This window comes from Planococcus sp. 107-1 (genome assembly GCF_021513255.1).
In the GTDB taxonomy this organism is placed as follows: domain Bacteria; phylum Bacillota; class Bacilli; order Bacillales_A; family Planococcaceae; genus Planococcus.
The window spans coordinates 263,713-281,478 of sequence record NZ_CP090977.1; the positions used below are offsets into that span (position 1 = coordinate 263,713).

16 protein-coding genes and 2 pseudogenes are annotated in these 17,766 nt (G+C 45.0%); 10 read left to right on the forward strand and 8 right to left on the reverse strand.

What is annotated here, in order from left to right; translation table 11 throughout:
* Positions 1-80 precede the first annotated feature (80 nt).
* The 4 genes from L0M13_RS01550 to L0M13_RS01565 all read left to right on the forward strand — a co-directional run bounded on the left by L0M13_RS01550 (position 81) and on the right by L0M13_RS01565 (position 3,604).
* Positions 81-1,088 carry an LLM class flavin-dependent oxidoreductase gene (locus L0M13_RS01550; protein ID WP_235198009.1) on the forward strand — a complete coding sequence of 336 codons (1,008 nt, stop codon included), beginning with the start codon at positions 81-83 and terminating at the stop codon, positions 1,086-1,088.
* 18 nt (positions 1,089-1,106) lie between these two features.
* Positions 1,107-1,745: an NAD(P)-dependent oxidoreductase gene (locus L0M13_RS01555; protein ID WP_235198010.1), complete on the forward strand. Its 639-nt coding sequence runs from the start codon at positions 1,107-1,109 to the stop codon at positions 1,743-1,745.
* Between the two features lie 190 nt (positions 1,746-1,935).
* Positions 1,936-2,205, forward strand: coding sequence for a hypothetical protein (locus tag L0M13_RS01560; protein ID WP_235198011.1), 270 nt, complete (start codon positions 1,936-1,938; stop codon positions 2,203-2,205).
* A gap of 97 nt (positions 2,206-2,302) precedes the next feature.
* Positions 2,303-3,604, forward strand: a complete 1,302-nt coding sequence (locus tag L0M13_RS01565; RefSeq protein ID WP_235198012.1) for a purine/pyrimidine permease — start codon at positions 2,303-2,305, stop codon at positions 3,602-3,604.
* Positions 3,605-3,806: 202 nt separating this feature from the next.
* On the opposite strand, the gene pepF is transcribed toward L0M13_RS01565, so the two are convergent.
* Positions 3,807-5,621, reverse strand: a complete 1,815-nt coding sequence (pepF, locus tag L0M13_RS01570) for an oligoendopeptidase F (protein ID WP_235198013.1) — start codon at positions 5,619-5,621, stop codon at positions 3,807-3,809.
* 701 nt (positions 5,622-6,322) lie between these two features.
* Here pepF and L0M13_RS01575 point away from each other — a divergent pair.
* From L0M13_RS01575 to L0M13_RS01590, 4 genes and pseudogenes are all read left to right on the forward strand, one after another.
* On the forward strand, positions 6,323-6,802 hold the full coding sequence (locus tag L0M13_RS01575; protein WP_235198014.1) for a PaaI family thioesterase: 480 nt from the start codon (positions 6,323-6,325) through the stop codon (positions 6,800-6,802).
* Between the two features lie 275 nt (positions 6,803-7,077).
* A pseudogene (locus L0M13_RS01580) lies at positions 7,078-8,134 on the forward strand (LLM class flavin-dependent oxidoreductase).
* An 11-nt stretch (positions 8,135-8,145) separates the two neighbouring features.
* Positions 8,146-9,095, forward strand: a pseudogene (locus tag L0M13_RS01585) (RimK family alpha-L-glutamate ligase).
* 110 nt (positions 9,096-9,205) lie between these two features.
* Positions 9,206-9,388 (forward strand): hypothetical protein, encoded by a 183-nt coding sequence (locus tag L0M13_RS01590; RefSeq protein WP_235198015.1) that lies wholly within the window; start codon positions 9,206-9,208, stop codon positions 9,386-9,388.
* A gap of 28 nt (positions 9,389-9,416) precedes the next feature.
* Here L0M13_RS01590 and L0M13_RS01595 read toward each other — a convergent pair whose 3' ends face one another.
* Positions 9,417-9,719 (reverse strand): hypothetical protein, encoded by a 303-nt coding sequence (locus L0M13_RS01595; RefSeq protein WP_235198016.1) that lies wholly within the window; start codon positions 9,717-9,719, stop codon positions 9,417-9,419.
* Between the two features lie 133 nt (positions 9,720-9,852).
* Between L0M13_RS01595 and L0M13_RS01600 the strand changes: the two genes are divergently transcribed.
* The gene (locus tag L0M13_RS01600) at positions 9,853-10,533 is read left to right on the forward strand and encodes a hypothetical protein (RefSeq protein ID WP_235198017.1); all 681 of its coding nucleotides are present in this window, start codon (positions 9,853-9,855) and stop codon (positions 10,531-10,533) included.
* A gap of 74 nt (positions 10,534-10,607) precedes the next feature.
* On the opposite strand, the gene L0M13_RS01605 is transcribed toward L0M13_RS01600, so the two are convergent.
* From L0M13_RS01605 to L0M13_RS18680, 4 genes are all read right to left on the reverse strand, one after another.
* The gene (locus L0M13_RS01605; RefSeq protein WP_235198018.1) at positions 10,608-11,363 is read right to left on the reverse strand and encodes a hypothetical protein; all 756 of its coding nucleotides are present in this window, start codon (positions 11,361-11,363) and stop codon (positions 10,608-10,610) included.
* Positions 11,347-11,895 (reverse strand): RNA polymerase sigma factor, encoded by a 549-nt coding sequence (locus L0M13_RS01610; RefSeq protein WP_235198019.1) that lies wholly within the window; start codon positions 11,893-11,895, stop codon positions 11,347-11,349. The genes L0M13_RS01605 and L0M13_RS01610 overlap by 17 nt, the downstream gene beginning before the upstream one ends.
* 122 nt (positions 11,896-12,017) lie before the next feature.
* Positions 12,018-13,283, reverse strand: coding sequence for an erythromycin esterase family protein (locus tag L0M13_RS01615; RefSeq protein ID WP_235198020.1), 1,266 nt, complete (start codon positions 13,281-13,283; stop codon positions 12,018-12,020).
* Positions 13,284-13,372: 89 nt separating this feature from the next.
* Positions 13,373-13,642, reverse strand: a complete 270-nt coding sequence (locus tag L0M13_RS18680) for a GNAT family N-acetyltransferase (RefSeq protein WP_235198021.1) — start codon at positions 13,640-13,642, stop codon at positions 13,373-13,375.
* Between the two features lie 93 nt (positions 13,643-13,735).
* On the opposite strand from L0M13_RS18680, the gene L0M13_RS01625 reads away from it, so the two are divergent.
* Positions 13,736-14,671, forward strand: coding sequence for a catalase family peroxidase (locus L0M13_RS01625; protein WP_235198022.1), 936 nt, complete (start codon positions 13,736-13,738; stop codon positions 14,669-14,671).
* A gap of 23 nt (positions 14,672-14,694) precedes the next feature.
* Here L0M13_RS01625 and L0M13_RS01630 read toward each other — a convergent pair whose 3' ends face one another.
* Together L0M13_RS01630 and L0M13_RS01635 are read right to left on the reverse strand one after the other, a co-directional pair.
* Positions 14,695-16,074, reverse strand: coding sequence for a Glu/Leu/Phe/Val family dehydrogenase (locus L0M13_RS01630; RefSeq protein WP_235198023.1), 1,380 nt, complete (start codon positions 16,072-16,074; stop codon positions 14,695-14,697).
* Positions 16,075-16,212: 138 nt separating this feature from the next.
* Positions 16,213-17,703 (reverse strand): glycine betaine uptake BCCT transporter, encoded by a 1,491-nt coding sequence (locus tag L0M13_RS01635; RefSeq protein WP_235198024.1) that lies wholly within the window; start codon positions 17,701-17,703, stop codon positions 16,213-16,215.
* Between the last annotated feature and the right edge of the window lie 63 nt (positions 17,704-17,766).

Here is a 17,766-nt window from a genome sequence, read left to right on the forward strand (position 1 = left end):
AGCTATAAGCAGATAGCTTGTCTTCGAGATATTTTGGTTTTATGGTTAATGGACATCTTCTCCTGAAAGGAAGTCATTAAATGAATCAAAACATAAAACCGGTGCCCGTATCCGTTTTGGACTTGGTCGCTATTTCGGAAGGCCAGACAGCAAAAGATGCATTAACGGATATGGTCAGCTTGGCACAGCATGTTGAAAAATTAAACTACAAGCGGTTTTGGTTGTCTGAACACCACAACTCGCCGACTTTAGCCAGTTCCGCTACGTCTATCCTGATTTCAAAGGTGCTCGATAATACAGCATCGATTGAAGTGGGATCTGGCGGTGTCATGTTGCCGAACCATACTCCGCTTGTCGTAGCTGAGCAATTCGGAACACTTGAGACGATGTATCCTGGACGAGTGAATTTGGGGCTTGGGCGTGCACCGGGAACGGATATGCAGACCGCACATGCGCTGCGCCGAACTGCGCAAGAAACGGCGTATGCTTTCCCGCAGGATGTAGTTGAACTGCAGAATTATTTAAAGCCGCTTGAACATCAAGGCATGGTGTATGCCTATCCGGGTGTTGGCACCGAAGTACCGATTTTTATCCTAGGATCGAGTACATCCAGTGCGCAGTTAGCTGCAAGACTGGGCTTGCCTTATGTATTTGCTGCCCATTTCGCTCCGCAGCAATTAGAACAGGCGCTGCAGATTTATCGAACTCAGTTCCAGCCATCTGAATACCTAGCCGAACCATACGTCATGGTTTGTGTAAACGTAGTGGCCGCAGAAACGACTGAAGAAGCTCAAAAACTTTCGACTTCGAGCCAGATGTTTTACTTGAATGTAGTAAGAGGAACAAAAAATCTGCTTCAGCCACCGGTCGATTCGATGGATGGCAAATGGAGCTTGTATGAGGAAACGGTGGCTAAAAATATGTCCCGTTATACGTTCCTTGGCGACCGCGAAGCGATTACAGCGCAGTTGAAAGACTTTATGGGCGATATGCAGATTGATGAACTGATGGCTGTGTCTTATATTTATGATCAAGAAAAAAGAAAGCGTTCGTTTGAGATTCTGAAAGATGCGATGGATCAAATCTAAAAGGATGAGGTGGTTCGGGTGAAAATCGGAATTATTGGAGCAAGCGGAAAAGCGGGCAAGGTCATTATGAAAGAAGCGATTTCTAGAGGCCATGAAATCACGGCTATCGTAAGGGATGCTTCGAAAATTGAAGACGAAAAAGCACGGGTTTTGGAAAAAGATGTTTTCAGTTTAACTTCAGAAGATCTAAAACCGTTTGATGTGGTCGTAAATGCTTTTGGTGTGCCCCCGGAAAAAGCGGAGCAGCATGTAGAAGCAGGAAGAAATCTTATCCAAGCGTTAAAAGAAGCGCCTGACACGAGACTGATTGTAGTTGGAGGGGCAGGCAGCTTATTTGTCGATGAAGCACGAACCACACGGTTGATTGAAACTCCGGAATTCCCGGATGCTTTCAAAGCGATTGCATCTAACCAGGCACAGAACCTGGCTGACCTTGAAGCATCAGAAGGCATCGAGTGGACATTCCTAAGTCCTGCAGCTTTCTTTGATGCGGAAGGCAGACGGACCGGCAGTTATGAGATAGGCGAAGACAGCATCACGGTGAATAAGAGAGGGAAAAGCTATGTCAGCTATCCCGATTATGCCATTGCATTAGTGGATGAAATTGAAAATCCGCGCCATTTCAATAAACGGTTTACAGTGGTATCGGAGAAATAGTCTCTAAAGTTGGCGGTAGAAAAGGTGTGTTTCCTGGTTCTGCCGCTCCCTTTTTACATGCCGCTTTACGGCATTTGTTGCGAAGATTGTTAAGAGTTCGCCACTAAATGTTCACCATCGGTAATTTATTGAAAAAAGCTATCCTGTATAATGAAGGGAAACTCAACTATCAAAGGCGGGAAACAAACAAATGGAATTCTTATATTTTCCTGAAGATAAATCGGAATACATTCCCGGGATTATCTCAGTTGTCGTCATTTTTATTTTATCGCTGTTGATCATGTGGCTTTTGATCCGAGCTTCTCGGAAACAAGTAAAGCAACTGCAAGATAAAGGCTATCCAGTTGTCTATAAAGGGCCATTGGATGAAGAACATCGAACAGATGAGCAACAAAAAAAGGCAGACCTGCAAAAACAAGCCGACCTTAAAGAAACTACTAGAAAAGACAGAGAGTCCTGAAAATATCAGGGCTCTTTGTCTTTTTCTTTGAACTTCATCAAAAGTAAAAGGGTATACTGAAAAGATAAAAAGCAGGAAAAGACGGAGGCGGGAAATAGTGAAAACTTTATTTGGCGGCATTCAATGGGCAGTTTTTCTATTGGCTTCTTCGATTGCTGCCCCAATTGCCATCGCCAATGTATTTGGGATGGACAACGGTGATACAGCCTTATTTGTCCAAAGGACGATTTTCGTGCTCGGCATTGCATGTTTAGTGCAAGTGCTCGTGGGGCACAGAATGCCGATTAATGAAGGGCCAGCCGGGCTCTGGTGGGGAATCTTCATCGTCTATGCGGGAATGGTCGGCGTTATGTACGCAACGATGGAAGAATCGCTGCAAGCTCTTCAAAGCGGGCTGCTCTATAGTGGGGTTTTGTTCATTGTTTTTGCTTATACCGGATTGGTAGGAAAGATGAGAAAACTATTTACACCGACCATCACTTTCATCTATCTATTATTGCTCGTCCTGCAATTGAGTGAATCGATTATCGGCGGCTTGCTGGGGATCGCCGGTGAAGGAGATGCTGTTGATCCGGTCGTCGCGATCGGTGGAGCTGCGGTGGTAATTGTGACTTTCATATTAATGGGGCACAAAACACCATGGATCAACCGCTATTCGGTATTGCTCGCCATCGCGATCGGTTGGGCGTTGTTTATATTGCTTGGCAAAGCGGATGCGATCGACAATGCTTCCGGATCTTTGCTCGCATTGCCGGAACTTCTCGTATTCGGACCGCTCGTCTGGGATAGCGGCATGTTCGTTACGGCGCTGTTTTTGACTTTTCTACTAGTGGCGAACATGATGGCTTCCATGCGGGTCATGGAGATGCTTTTAAAAAACACCTTTTCGATTGAGGCGCCGGATCGGGTAAAGCAAGCATCAGTCGCCTCCGGAATCAACCACATGTTTGCAGGGCTTTTTTCAGCCATCGGACCAGTGCCGATTTCCGGTGCAGCCGGTTTTGTCAGTGCCACACGAAATCCTTCTTTGAAACCATTCATCATGGGTGGAATGGTGGTAGTAGCTATTAGCTTCTTTCCGAGCCTGATGGCGTTATTAGCGGCATTGCCGGCACCAGTCGCTTATGCAGTAATTTTCGCGATCTTCACAAAAATGGTGGAAATGGCTTTTGTAGAATTGGCTGAAGAAGCGGATCATCAGCAAGCCTATAAAGTGTCCGCTTTCGGATTGATGATCGGAGTCGGCATCATGTTTCTTCCGCCGGAGAGCATGGCCAAGCTGCCTGCGGTCATGGCGGCTACCTTTTCCAACGGACTTATTACCGGAACATTAGCAGCGATTCTGATCGAACGTTATTTCATCTGGAAAAAAGCGCGCAAAAAAACGGAAGCAGCTTAACAGCCGCTTCCGTTTTCAATGTGCTGAAAAAATAGAAATAGAAAAAGTTTCGTTTAGAAACCCGATATTCCCCAAAACCGCTGCGCTAACTCGGACTGGGCGGAGCAATAAGACGAGTAGTTTTCTCGGCTTATTGTGGGAGCTCTGTCCAAAGCGCCGAAGTGCGTATTGTAGAAGCAGAAGCTCTCATCCAACTAGTTATTTATTGTTTGACTTCAATTTCTTTTGTCAGTGCGACAAGTTCGTCGATCAATTCACCGATATAGGCGATGGTATTGCGCAGCGGTTCTTCCGTTGTGATGTCGACGCCAGCCATCTGAGCCAGTTCTACCGGAGTTTTCGTGCCTCCGGCTTTCAACACTTCCAGCCATTCATCGACGGCTGTTTGCCCTTCACTTAAGATCCGTTTAGACACTTGCGTAGAAATGGTCAGGCCGGCGCTATAAGTATACGGGTATAAGCCCATGTAATAATGCGGCTGGCGCATCCATGTCAGTTCAGCTCCTGGCGTGATTTCTACGGCATCTCCCCAGAACTCTTCCAGCACACCGCGCTTCAGCTCATTTAAAATCCCGGCATTGACGCTTTGTCCAGCGTCGATGCGTTCGTATACTTTGCGCTGGTATGCAGCTTCAAGCAAATGCGTGACAAAGTTATGGTAATACGTTCTCGCAACGATGGATGAAATGACCCAACGCTTGAATTTCGGATCTTCCGAGTTTTTCAAGAGATGGTTGGCTACTAGCATCTCGTTCATTGTTGAAGGTGCTTCGATAAAATAAAGGGACGGTCGGGCATTCAAGACGTTTTGTTCCCGGTTCGCATTGTAGAAATGTCCGGCATGGCCGAGTTCATGCGCCAAGACGAAGACTTCGTTCATGCGGCCAGTCCAGGAAATCAAAATGTACGGATGGTTTCCGTAAGGGCTCGAACAGAAAGCCCCTGTTGACTTGCCTTTGTTCTGTGCAAAATCGATCCAGCGTTCGGAATAAGAGCGTTCCACCATATCCAAATAGTCTTCGCCCATGATGCCGAGCGCTTCGTTGATGTATTTTTTGGATTCTTCTACGGTAATTTCAGGTTCATATGTAGGATCCAAGGAAATTTTCAAATCAGCGAAAGTCATTTTATCCAAGCCATGGACTTCTTGCAGCAACTTCGCGTATTTGCGCATATGCGGCGCCAATTCTTTTGTGATTAAATCGATTTGGCGGTTATAGAGTGTACGGTCCACTTCTTGGTTGAACAATAAATAATCGAAAACGGAATCGTAGCCGCGCAAATCAGAAGTGGTTTTTTCCATTTGCAATTGCATATCATAGGTTTTGGCTGTTGTATGCTGGTAGTCTTTCAGTTTTTTTGAAAAAGCATCAAATGCAGCACGGCGGATTTCGGCATCGGGCTCTGCTTCCCAATCGCCTTCAAAAGAGACATAGCTTAATGGATAGCTCTGGCCATTTACTTCAAAATCTTCAAAGGATAGATCCACCATTTTGGTTGTATTATAAAGGCCGTATGGTGCGTTGAAAGTAGCTGAATAAGCAGCCAAGGTTTTCTCGGCTTCCGGATGCAATTGGTATTCTTTTTTGCGGAGCAGCTTTTCCAAATAAATTTTAAACTCGTTGGATTCTTCCATTGCCGATTTCAATGTTTCTTCCGGCAACGCTAAAAGTTCACTGCTGACAAAAGAAAGCTTGCTTCCGATTTTTGCAGAAACAGAACCGAATTTACTGGATAGCATCTGGGCTTCTGAATCCGTCTGATCGGTACTTAACGTAAGGCTTGCGTACGTACTGACAGGAACCAACTTTTCAACGAGAGCCATATAAGCTGTCAACGATTCAAGGACAGACGCGGAATCGCTGATTTTTCCGTGAAACTGGCTATGGAAGTCGGAAGCATCTTTTTCCAATGAAACCAAGGCTTCATTAAATTCTTCATGCGAAGCAAATAAACTCTGTAAATCCCATGTTTCTTGTACGGGCACTTCTGAACGAAGCGGTAAACTCTTAACCATTTAATCTCTCCTCTTTATTACGGTTATCGAACTAAATACTAGTATAAAGGGGAGTAAACGAAATGTAAAAATAATTTATTGAATTTATTAAAATTTTCTTATAAATAGGTTTAGATCTGAGAGGAGGTGGAATACAATTACTACAAGGCGGAATAACGTAGGGAAAAGCGTATAAACGAAGTAAGTTTATGAACGCATCCAGACGATGACTTGCACAGCCTTGGCGGAAAATTTTGCAATACTGACGATAGTTACTCTTGTCAGGGACCGATAGTACAATGGTTTCTCTCCAGAAAGTAAATCAAGATCAGTAAGATGTAAGTTTTTTGTGGAAGTGCATCTAAACGTCTAACTGCAGAAACACAATTTCGCTGAGAGGTATATGCGAAGCAAAAGCCTAAATGGCAAATGACAGTTAGCGCAACAAACTGCATTGGCGAGAGTTTTCAAGTTCGTCAGAGCATCAACAAGTAGTAAAGTTGTAGAAAGAATTGAATAAAAAATTTTCCGCGTGCGAACCCTCGTTTTTTAGAGGGAAGGTAATAAGGGAAAGCATGATCTGATGAAAAGGATCATGCTTTTTCTTTTTGTTTTTTATAAAAGTTCATTAAATGAACGTCTAAATGTCAGAACACTCAATTTACTTTATGTTAAGATAGTGAAAATAAACGAAATTACATATTTGGAAAAGAGGGATTGGAATGACAGAGAAGATGAAGCAGGCCATTCAAGATGAATATCCAGAGGACTTCGCGTGGTGCTACGGATGCGGCCGCCTAAATAAAGAAGGGCATCAATTTCGGACAGGGTGGCAGGGCGAAGAAACGGTGACGGTTTACACCCCTAAACCTGAGCACACAGCGATTCCTGGGTTTGTTTACGGCGGATTGATCGCTTCACTAGTGGATTGCCATGGAACGGGGTCCGCATCGCTTGCGCTGCACCGGAAAAACGGCTTTGAACCGGGAAGCGAGGAAGCGCCGCCGCGTTTTGTCACCGCTTCTTTACATGTTGATTATAAGAAACCGACGCCGCAAGGAAAAACCTTAAAAGCGGTTGGCCGAATTGAAGAAATCCATCCGAAAAAATTTAAAATCCTAGTCGATGTATTTGCCGAAGAAGAATTAGTTGCCACCGGAGAAGTCCAAGCGGTGGTCATGCCGGCTTCCTTTGCCAAATAATTGATGAAGGGGTGTTTGTTATGCGGGATATGGAACCGCCGCGCAATGATCTGATTGGAGAAATATTAAAAGAATACGAAAATACGGATAGAAAACTTAAAAAAGCAAGAAGTTACTGGGAATAGATTACTCTATTCCTTTATTGCTTTAGTGAGATAAAATTTATAACCTAGTATACTAGTAAGAATACGCGGTTTTGTTGTATACTAAAAGCGTTATTTGATTATTTGAATCTTTTGCATTTGACTATAAACGTAAAGGGAAGTGAATGAGCGATGAAATATGGTTTCTGGATGCCGATATTCGGCGGTTGGCTGCGCAATGTGGAAGATGAAAACATGCCGGCGACTTTTGATTATGCGAAGCAAGTGGCGCAATCAGCTGAACAATGGGGTTACGATACGACATTGATTGCTGAGTTGAATTTGAATGACATCAAAGGAATGGAAGCCGATTCATTAGAAGCTTGGTCAACAGCGGCAGCTCTTGCAGCAGTGACTGACAAGCTGGAGATCATGACGGCAATTCGCCCTGCTTTCCATAACCCTGCTGTAACAGCTAAGATGGCGGCAAATATAGACCGGATTTCAAATGGCCGTTTCACTTTAAATGTAGTATCTGCCTGGTGGGCAGAAGAAGCACGCCAATACGGCGGAGAATTTACAGAACACGACGAACGCTATGACCGAACAGACGAATTTTTGAAGATTGTCAAAGGCATGTGGACGGAAGACACATTCTCTTTCAAAGGGAAGTATTACGATATCCAAAATGCGCATCTTGCTCCAAAACCTGTGCAGCGACCAAATCCGGTGCTTTATGCAGGCGGCGAAAGCCGCGCGGCAAACAGTCAATCGTGGAATCATGTGATGCTTACGTGATGCACGGCGGGACAGTGGAAGAAATTGAGACGAAAATTGCCGGCATGAAAAAATTGCGGAAGAAGCAGGCAAAGAACCGCTGCAATCCTTCGGCATGGCTGCTTATGTGATTTGCCGCGATACAGAGGAAGAAGTAGCCGCTGAATATGCGCGCATCACGGATGTAAAAGATGCGAAAGGCTATGTGGGCTACGATGATTTTGTCAGCAAATCGAAGTTAGAGCAAGAAGTGAAGCTTCAGGATTATTCCGTTTCGAACCGCGGCTTGCGTCCGAATTTAATCGGCACGCCCGAGCAAATTGCCGATCGCATCATCGCGTACGAACAAGTTGGTTTGGATCTATTATTGCTTCAATTCTCTCCTCAATTAGAAGAGATGGAGCGCTTCTCGAAAAAAGTAATGCCGATTGTTGAAGAAAAACGCAAGGCATTGACAGCAACGATTTATTAGGAGGAAATTACATGACTGAAAAAATATACGTAATACACGAAAACGAGGAATGGACAACGCATTTATTCAAAAGGTTAGATGAACTGGGCCTTCCTTACGAAGATTGGTTTATCAACGAAAGCCTAGTCGACTTGAACGATGCACCGCCTGAAGGCGTCTTTTACAGCCGCATGAGCGCCTCTTCACACACACGCGGACACCGGTTTGCACCGGAAATGGCAGACTCCTTGCTTGTTTGGCTTGAGCATCATGGACGTAAAGTGTTTAATGGCAGCCAGGCACTAAGCCTGGAAGTCAGCAAAGTGAAACAATATATGGCATTGAATGCATCCGGTATCCGTACGCCTAAAACCATTGCAGCTAACGGCAAAGAGCAAATTTTGGCCGCTGCAGAAAAAATGGGCGCTGCTTCTTTCATTACGAAACACAACCGTGCAGGAAAAGGCTTAGGCGTGAGATTGTTCCATTCGATGGAAGCATTGAACGAATACGTCAACGGAGCAGAGTTTGAACCGTCGATTGATGGAATTACGCTGATTCAGGAGTACATCCAAGCGCCTGAACCGTTTATCACGCGCTGCGAATTTGTCGGTGGAAAATTTGTCTACGCGGTACAAGTGGATACTTCGGAAGGCTTTGAATTATGCCCGCAGATGCTTGCCGGATCGATGATTTGTTCTGCCCAGTGGGAGAAGAAGTCGAAGAAAAGCCGAAATTCCAAGTGGTGGAAGGGTTTAACGATCCAATTATCGCTAAATACGAAGCTTTTCTTGCCCAGAACAACATTAACGTAGCTGGCATCGAATTTATCCGCAATGCAGAAGGCGAGATTTTCACTTACGATGTCAACACCAATACGAATTATAATTCGGATGCGGAAGCGGCTGCCGGCAAATATGGCATGCTTGAACTTGCGAAGTTTTTAGAACGTGAATTAAAAGGCGTTAAACAGACAGTTTAATAAACTGGAGAAGCGGACGTCTTTTAGATGTCCGTTTTCTTTGCGTTTAACTAGGTCTTGCTCAGGGAAAATGGATAAGGAAAGCTTAAGGGACGAAAGGAAGATAAATCATGGAAGAAAAACGTGAAGAAGAATTGTTGGCCGAAGAAGGCGCAGAGGAAGAAGTGGAAGAACCGGTCAAAGAAAAAGATTTCAATGGGATTTATAGCAATATCGCCTCGAACCGCTATGAAAACCTGCGGACCAGCCATATCGAAAACAAAGCGAAACAACTTCGGAAACAAAGAAAATAAAAGATCAAGTGCCTAAGCGCTCGATCTTTTATTTTTTGGGCATCCGTTCCATTTCTTCGACCACAACAAATGCGAGGTCGTCGTTGCCGAACAGTTGCAAGACTTCTAGCATCGTTTCATTGCTGATTTCAATTTCCGCGGTTTCGGCATTGGCTTCTTCGATGGCTGTTAGGAGCGCAGCGTTCTTTTCTTGATAAGGATAGGCTTTTTGATAAAGGGCCATTGGGTCAAGTTGGTGGTTCGTGCACCATTGCACGAATAATTGGATCATCATATTTTCATCTTGCTGGTATTTCTTGATGATCAACTCATCACGGTTTTCATATTCCATGTGTGCACTTCCTTTTTTGCTTGTTGTTCCCGTTATACCACAGGAAGCTGGACAAATCGAGTGAATGCATAGACTTCTGCTATAGTTTCCTCTAGAATGAACCCCATAGCATGATAGTATCGGAGGGCGAAAAATGAAATTATTACAAGTACGAAAAGGGCAATTGGTTTATTACAACAACGAGCTTCACAAGGTGTATTCGGTTAAACCGCTAGCGAAAAAGTCGGTGCTGATGTTCCGGCTTAAAGATATGGAACAAGTAGCGTGCAAAGCCGAAGAGGCCACTTTCTACAAGCCGAAACATCTGGATGCGTTCCTGTTTTTGGGGACAAAGTATACACTTCGGGAAGACGTTGTCGCCGAAGAAGGCGGGTATATCTTCATTGTGAAGCCGGATCCGGATTATATGGATCATTATTCGTTGAATGAATTTGAAAAAGTTGAATCTGTAGAAGGCAAGAACGTCATCACGACGCGCCAAAATACAGTGAAGGCACGTGAATTCTTTGTGATGGTTCCAGGCGATGAGCCAGGAAGTACAGACATTAGCTATTTCGACCAATCAAAAGTGACACAAAGCCAGAAAGAAGAAGACGCTCAATTGGAAGAGAAATTGCGTGAACAAAACGCGATCAAACCTTCTATTGGCGATGTCTATCTGAATCTGGATAACGGTGCAATTGCGATGGTAGTGGCCATCGAACAAGAAGTGGTGACATTGGGAACAGGAGAAAAAATCACATTCCATGCGCTTTTCAAGGCGGACAACTGGAATTACCTTTACTCACTCAATTCATCGGCAAGCGAACTGTAAAATCGATTAAAAAAGGCGGCAAGGAAAAATTCCTTGCCGCCTTTTTACAATGGTTTCTAGTGGTGCATTTTTGGTTACTCTAAAATCTGGAATTCTTGGAGCATGGCGTAAAAGCGGGCGCCGTGTCCTTCAGCTGCTTCCAGGAAATAACGTTCAGTAATGACAAAACTGCCTTCTTTTCCGTTGCTGATGACATAGGCATGGACCACTTCATCGTCCCATTTCTGTCCGCCGTTTTGAATGCCGTGCAATTGGTAGCCTTCTACAGGTTCTGTCACTTGTTCGACTGGGCGAAGCTCTGGGAATTCAAGTGTTAATTCTTCTTCGTACTGGCTGACCAGTGTGTCAGGAGCGGTATCTGGAATTTGTTCGATGGTCATGGATACTTCAGGGAAGTTCTCGGGCAATTCTTCTTTCGTCGTAATCACATCGGGCCGGTCGCCTTCGCCTTTAATCATTTTATAGCGTTCTTCATCGATGTAGATGACGTATTCCGCATCTTTGCCTTCATTTAATTGGACATTGGTTTCTTCATCCATTCCTTCAATGCTTTGGACTACTTCTTTTTCAGGTACAAACATTTCCTTGATCCGGTCAATCAAAGCCATGCCGGTTTCGGTTTGAAAACTGAAAGCGATCAATATCCCGGCGGCAGCTGCAATTATAAGAGGAAGCACTTTCTTTTTCATGCTTTTCACCTTCCTTGCCGCGGTTTGCGGTTCTGTAAACAGCTCGTTTTCTAAACGGCTCCAAATTTCCTGCTCCAGTTGGCCGGCTTCAGAAGTCTTGTCCATTAATGCCTTTTTTGCTCGATCATCTATATTTTTCATCCAATTCAGCCTCCTGTTCCGCTATTTCCAGCAGCTGGCGCAAGTTCTGGCGTCCTTTGAAAAGGCGGGATTTGACGGTATTTTGATTTAGCTCCAAAATGTCCGCAATCTCTTTCTCGCTGAAGCCTTTGATGTATTTCAAAATTAACGGAATGCGATAAAGATCCTCCATACTCTGAATGGTTTCGACCAAATCTGCTGCATGGCCGCCGGAAGGTGAGGAAATCCGCTCGTCATTCTCTAAATCGGGATGGTGGTAAGCTGGCATTTTCGATTCTTTCTTTAATAGCCGATTGCATTCGTTCACTAATATGCGGTAAAGCCAAGGTTCAAACGGCAAACTGGCATCATACGAAGAAAGATGGCGGTAAACCCGTATAAAGGTTTCCTGGACGGCGTCTTTCGCGATTTCCGGGTTGCGGGTAATTGCAATGGCAGTGCGGATGGCAAAATTTGCATGTTTTTGATAGAGTTCTTGAAAACTTGCTTTATCCAACGCTCCTTTATTATCCAACGCTCCTTTATTATCCATCGCTTGAAATCACTCCTTTCCGTCCGTTATAAACGTTCTTATATGTATTACCTTTGAAAAGGCAGAAAAGTTTTCTGTTGATGCAAATTTCATAAAAAAGGCAGACGCGAAGTCTGCCTTTTCTACAGCACTGTATTTTCTACTCGGATAGGGGACAATGCCGTCGTATTTTCAATATAAATAAACGCGTCGTAGCGTGTTGATAATTTGCTTGGGACATAATTTCCGCGTGCTTCAAATTCAGGATGGTAAACGACGCCAATCGCACGATGCCCAGCCCATTGATCAAAAGCTTTCCGATTCTGATCATTAAAAATGACGAATTGGTCGCCTGCGCCGGTACGGTGAAACAGCTCTTCCCATGAATGGACCCGGGCTGGCGGAACTTCCATGATTTGATGTGGTGTTCCCCAAGCTTCTGAGGCGATAACCGTGCCGGTATAAGTTCCAAATCCTAATGCGAAAACGTCCTCCGGGCGGTTCTGTTCACGGAGAACCTGTCCGACATTGATCATGCCGTCATTTTTCATATCCGTCGCCCGGGCGTCTCCAATATGGGTATTATGTTCCCAAATAATGATTTTGGCATCGCGGCCGTGGTAATCACGGATTTCATTGATGGCTTCCACCATATGTTCGTCACGGATATTCCAGGACACTTCTCCGCTTTGGACCATGGCCCGGTAATAGTCTTCCGCATTTTTTGTGACGAGCGCATTGATCTTCAAATTTAAATCATTTTCCCAATCATCTTTATAAAGCTCTTCGTTCGAGCGGATGGAGAAAAGGAGATTGGACACTTCCTCGATGCAGACAGTAGAAAAGCTTGCATAGGAAATCGCATAATTTTCGGGTTCCCGGTTAAATGGCTCAAAACAGGAAAAGGCTTTTTTGGCCAATTCCAAGTCGCCGCCGGAAGGATTGGTATGCGTTAAATAATGGATGACTTCTTCCATCGACTCCCAAAGACTGTAGATATCGATGCCATAAAATCCTGTTTTCTGCTCGTTCCGGCTATTGCGTGCTTTCAGCCAGCAAATAAAGTCGGCCATCTCTTCATTTGCCCACATCCAAGTTGGCCAGCGGGTAAACGATTGGACGATTTCCCGGGCCTCTTTTTTCTCTTCTTTAAAGCCTTTAATATAGCGGTTGACTTGTTGGGCAGATGGCCAATCGCCTTCAACGGCAATTAATGTAAATCCTTTTTCTTCGATCAGTTTTTTTGATAGTTCGGCTCGCACTTTATAGAATTCAGAAGTACCATGGCTTGCTTCACCAAGCATCACGATTTTGGCATCGCCAATTGCTTCTATGATTGGCGACAAGTTAGCTGTGGAATCAAAAGGCTGCGCAAATTTCGCTATTGTTTGTTCAAGAGAAGTGTCCATGATGCCATCTCCTTTTTCGCACTTTTCTTTTACTGTTCCCGGGTTTCCTAAGACAAAACAAAAACACCCGCTTTCACGGATGTTTCGGATTACTTTACAACAACGTCTTGGAAATCAGCTGTTTTTTCGATGACTCCTTGTGCAAATGGACATTGAGGATCGATTTTCTTTCCTTCTTGCCGCGCATATTGGACAACTTGTTCAACAAGCTGTTTGCCGACCCCTTGGTCTTCAAGCTTTGGTGAAACTTCCGTATGGTCGACTGTGAGCACGTCGCCATCTGGAATATACGAAATGTATCCCAATTCTTCTGAGTCTTTCATGACCGTGAAGCGGTTATTTTCGTGTTTAAAATCCATTAATAAATTCCTCCTTAAGTTTTGTTCTTTTTGTATTCCCGTTATTTTTAAAACTAAGCTTATTTGGGTATATCGAATAAAAGGGGTGAGGGCATGGAAAAACCGCAATTGGCCGAAGTGGCCGTTAATCGGATTGAGCGCGTATTCGGCGAACATCCGCTTTACCGCCGTGCGCATGCGCGCGGAGTCATTTACAAAGCGAAGTTTACAGCCAACGGAAATGCAGAAGGGTTGACCACTGCGCCGCATCTTCAAAAAGGCGGGGTAGAAGCATTTGTCCGCTTTTCCCACAGCTCACCGAATCCCGAATGGACGGATATCATGTCGCCGGTCAAAGGGATGGCTGTCCAATTTAAATTGCCGAACGGTGAAGCGACCAATATTGTCGGCGTCAATGCACCCATATTTTTAGCACGGACGCCGTCTGTCTTCACGGAAATGCTCGGAGTGGTCAAATCATTTAAAGACGGGAAGCCTCCTTTACGGGAATTGGCAGAACTGCTGATTAAATATCCGGAGAGCCGGGCCGCTATCAAGATTCTCAAAAAGATGCATGCACCTGTCAGCTTTGCGACCGGAATCTACTACTCCATTCACGCATTTTATTTTTTGAACCGAGAAGGCAAGCAGACACCGATCAAGTATGAATGGATACCGGATGTCGGTGTAGAAACTTTAGACGCTAAAGATCTTGCGGAAATCCCTGCAGGTTATTACGAGCAGGAAATCGAAGCGCGTGTAAAGGCAGGGACCGCTGGTTTCCAGTTGGCTGTGGTTATTGGGGAGAGGGAAGATCCAACAGACGACCCGACAATCGAATGGCCGAAGGAGCGCCAGCGAATAATAGTCGGACATTTAAGCATTGAAGGAATAGCGGAGCAGCTGGATGACATGAAATTCGATCCGACCGTGATGGCCGAAGGGATTCGCTGTTCTGAAGATGCGATTTTAAACTTTCGAAAAGACGCTTATTCCATTTCCCATAACCGCCGAATCGAGGAAAAAAGGAAAACCGCTGAAGCCGATTGAAGGCTGCAGCGGTTTTCTCATTTTTAGTAAAGTTTTCCTTGGCGATAAAGCACGGTTGAAAGTTTCTTTACCGAATGGATGTAGCAATTCTGCCGAAGGGGGAACGGATCGCCGAAAAATTGCGGATAAATGGCATCCATCGTTTCTTTCATCTTTTCGAGCAAGAGGCGGTAAACTTCCGCTTCTGTATAAAATTGCGTCTCCCGGCCTTGCAGCCATTCAAAGTAAGAAACAATCACACCGCCGGCATTGGCTAAAATATCCGGAATGATGATAACGCCTTGATTGCTCAAGTATTCATCCGCTTCTTGTGTGGTTGGTGCGTTCGCGCCTTCGATAATGATTTTTGCCTGGATGTCTTTCATATTCTCTTTATGGATTTGGTTTTCAAGAGCAGCAAGCAGTAAGACATCAACTGGCAAGGTAAGCAGCTCATCACGGCCTCTTATTTCTGCTTTGATAGTCGCCTGATCCAATTGTGCTGGGGTAGACGGCAAGTCGCCGCGATTACCCGCTGTAAATTCGATCAAAGCTGGAATATCCAAGCCTTCTTCGTTATAGAGTGTCACATTTCGGTCGCTTACTGCCACAATGCGGTTTTGGATTTCGGTGCTTTTGTAAGCTTCAAGCGCTGCCACGGATCCTACGTTCCCAAATCCTTGGACCGCCATTGTGAGGGGCCGGTTCGCATGTGCCAGTGCAGTCGCCGCAAACACATTATCCGAGCTGGCAAGCATTTGTTCATTGGCTTTTAAATAATCATTCATCAAATAGCGGAAAGTGAAATAGACGCCTTTCCCTGTTGCTTCTCTGCGCCCCAGCGACCCGCCGTTAGCAACACTTTTTCCTGTGAAGCTGCCAAGATAGGCTTGGCCATAATGGACTTTTTTGAACTCGGCCATCATCCAGTCCATTTCGCGTTCTCCAGAACCGACATCAGGGGCTGGGATGTCTTTATCCGGTCCGATCTCATCTGAAAAATAGCGGACGTATTTCCGGCAGATCAGGTTTAATTCCTTTTCGGAATACTCGCGGGGGTTAATGACGATTCCGCCTTTGCCGCCTCCGAACGGCACATTGTGCAAGGCGTTTTTCAAAGTCATCAGAAAAGCCAAGTTGATGACTTCATCTTCATTGACGCTTTCATGAAAACGGATCCCGCCTTTATACGGTCCGAGCGCGTCGTTGTGATGGACGCGAAAAGCAGGGATTCGGACTACGCTTCCATCGTCTAATGGGATGCGCAAGAACGATTTGTGGATTTTATTCGGCGTAGAAAGGATAGCGCTCAATGAAGTGAAAGCCTGTTTCCTCATTTGTCCTTGAAGTCCGGGTAGAAATTTATCGCTTTCGAGCAATGCATTCAATGAGCCTTGGATAATCGTGCGCGTTTGTTCTTCCATGGCTGAAACACCTCCGTTAAATTGATCTTGCAATTAATGGCCATACTAAAAGGCGATGGCGCTTCTCCATTCGTGCTATACCCGTATCCATCAACTACTATGCAAAAAACGCCTTCCTATTAAGGAAGGCGCTTCACATTATTTTTTGGGTTTAGGAAGTTTCAATTCCGCATTCAATGCCTTGAATAAGGCGATGACCATGAGAATCATGACGACAGAGAAAGGCAATGCGGCGACAATAATCGTATTTTGGACAGCTGTCAATCCGCCAACTGATAGTAGGATTGCGGCAACCAGCGATTGTGCAATGCCCCAAAGAACTTTGATCTGGTTGCTTGGAAGCAGCGAGCCGTTCGTCGATTGCATGCCGAGTACGAATGTTGCTGAGTCAGCAGAAGTGATGAAGAAAGTACTGACGAGCAAAATTGCAAATAGGGACATAACAAAGCCAAGCGGCATTTCACTGAACATCGCAAATAAGGTCTGTTCCGTCGGGAAGCCGGTCAAATCAATTCCACTTTTCTGGATATCGATGGCCGTCGTACCGAATGCTGCAAACCAGAAAGAACCGAAGATGGTTGGCACTAACACCACGCCAATCAGGAACTCCCGGATAGTCCGGCCTTTTGAAACTCGGGCGATGAACATACTGACGAAAGGCGCCCAAGAAATCCACCAAGCCCAGTAGAAAATGGTCCAGTCATTTAGCCATGAGCGGTTTTCCGCATCGAGCGGTGCTGATTGGAAGCTCAAGCTGATCAAATTCTGGATGTAATGGCCGAATGTCTCGGTGAACAAATTTAAAATGAGCAAAGTCGGACCCAGCACAAGAACTAGGATCAACAGAATAACAGCCAGCACCATATTGGTATTGGACAGGTATTTAATCCCTTTATTAAGCCCGGACCAAGCCGAAATGACAAACAAAACAGTCACGACGGCGATAATCAGAAGTTGGAACCACGGTTCATCCGGCGCTCCGAAAAGATAGGTCAATCCGCCGTTAATTTGAGCAGCGCCAAAGCCGAGGGAAGTCGCTACGCCGAAAACGGTAGCGAAAACAGCAAGAACGTCAACTAAGGTTCCAAGTGGACCTTCCATTTTCTTGCCGAAAATCGGCTTCAGTGTTGATGAAATTAACGCAGGTTCTCCTTTTCGGAACTGGAAAAAGGCGAGTGATAATGCAATGAGCCCGTACATCGCCCATACATGGATTCCCCAATGGTAATAAGTGCGTTCCAATCCTTCTTTAAAAGCGGCATCTGTTCCGACTTCAGCAGTTGCGGGTTGAATTGCAAAATGGCTGAGCGGTTCTGAAGCGCCGTAAAATACAAGGCCGATCCCCATTCCGGCAGAAAACAGCATGGAAATCCATGAAAGAGTAGAGAATTCGGGACGGTCGGTATCTTTCCCCAACCGTATTTTTCCGTAGGGGCTGATAACAATGACAAATACAAAGATCAGAAGCAACGCCATCAGCGTCAAATAATACCAGCCGAAATTGGTGCCGATAAATGTCCGTATGTTGCCTGTGACTTTTTCAAAAATTTCAGGTGCAAATACACCGGATAATACAGTTAAAATGACTAATGCGAATGTGATATAGAATACTCTTGAAGCTTTCTTCATAATTCCTCCTTTGATCTTTTGTATAGCATAGTTATTAAGGGTATCGAAGTTCGTCACCTTCGT

Excerpts from the sequence above, each read along its gene's own strand:
- L0M13_RS01550 (WP_235198009.1), top strand. The coding sequence starts at position 81 with ATGAATCAAAACATAAAACCGGTGCCCGTATCCGTTTTGGACTTGGTC.
- L0M13_RS01560 (WP_235198011.1), top strand. The coding sequence starts at position 1,936 with ATGGAATTCTTATATTTTCCTGAAGATAAATCGGAATACATTCCCGGG.
- pepF (WP_235198013.1), bottom strand. The coding sequence starts at position 5,621 with ATGGTTAAGAGTTTACCGCTTCGTTCAGAAGTGCCCGTACAAGAAACA.
- L0M13_RS01575 (WP_235198014.1), top strand. The coding sequence starts at position 6,323 with ATGACAGAGAAGATGAAGCAGGCCATTCAAGATGAATATCCAGAGGAC.
- L0M13_RS01590 (WP_235198015.1), top strand. The coding sequence starts at position 9,206 with ATGGAAGAAAAACGTGAAGAAGAATTGTTGGCCGAAGAAGGCGCAGAG.
- L0M13_RS01595 (WP_235198016.1), bottom strand. The coding sequence starts at position 9,719 with ATGGAATATGAAAACCGTGATGAGTTGATCATCAAGAAATACCAGCAA.
- L0M13_RS01600 (WP_235198017.1), top strand. The coding sequence starts at position 9,853 with ATGAAATTATTACAAGTACGAAAAGGGCAATTGGTTTATTACAACAAC.
- L0M13_RS01605 (WP_235198018.1), bottom strand. The coding sequence starts at position 11,363 with ATGAAAAATATAGATGATCGAGCAAAAAAGGCATTAATGGACAAGACT.
- L0M13_RS01610 (WP_235198019.1), bottom strand. The coding sequence starts at position 11,895 with ATGGATAATAAAGGAGCGTTGGATAATAAAGGAGCGTTGGATAAAGCA.
- L0M13_RS01615 (WP_235198020.1), bottom strand. The coding sequence starts at position 13,283 with ATGGACACTTCTCTTGAACAAACAATAGCGAAATTTGCGCAGCCTTTT.
- L0M13_RS18680 (WP_235198021.1), bottom strand. The coding sequence starts at position 13,642 with ATGGATTTTAAACACGAAAATAACCGCTTCACGGTCATGAAAGACTCA.
- L0M13_RS01625 (WP_235198022.1), top strand. The coding sequence starts at position 13,736 with ATGGAAAAACCGCAATTGGCCGAAGTGGCCGTTAATCGGATTGAGCGC.
- L0M13_RS01630 (WP_235198023.1), bottom strand. The coding sequence starts at position 16,074 with ATGGAAGAACAAACGCGCACGATTATCCAAGGCTCATTGAATGCATTG.
- L0M13_RS01635 (WP_235198024.1), bottom strand. The coding sequence starts at position 17,703 with ATGAAGAAAGCTTCAAGAGTATTCTATATCACATTCGCATTAGTCATT.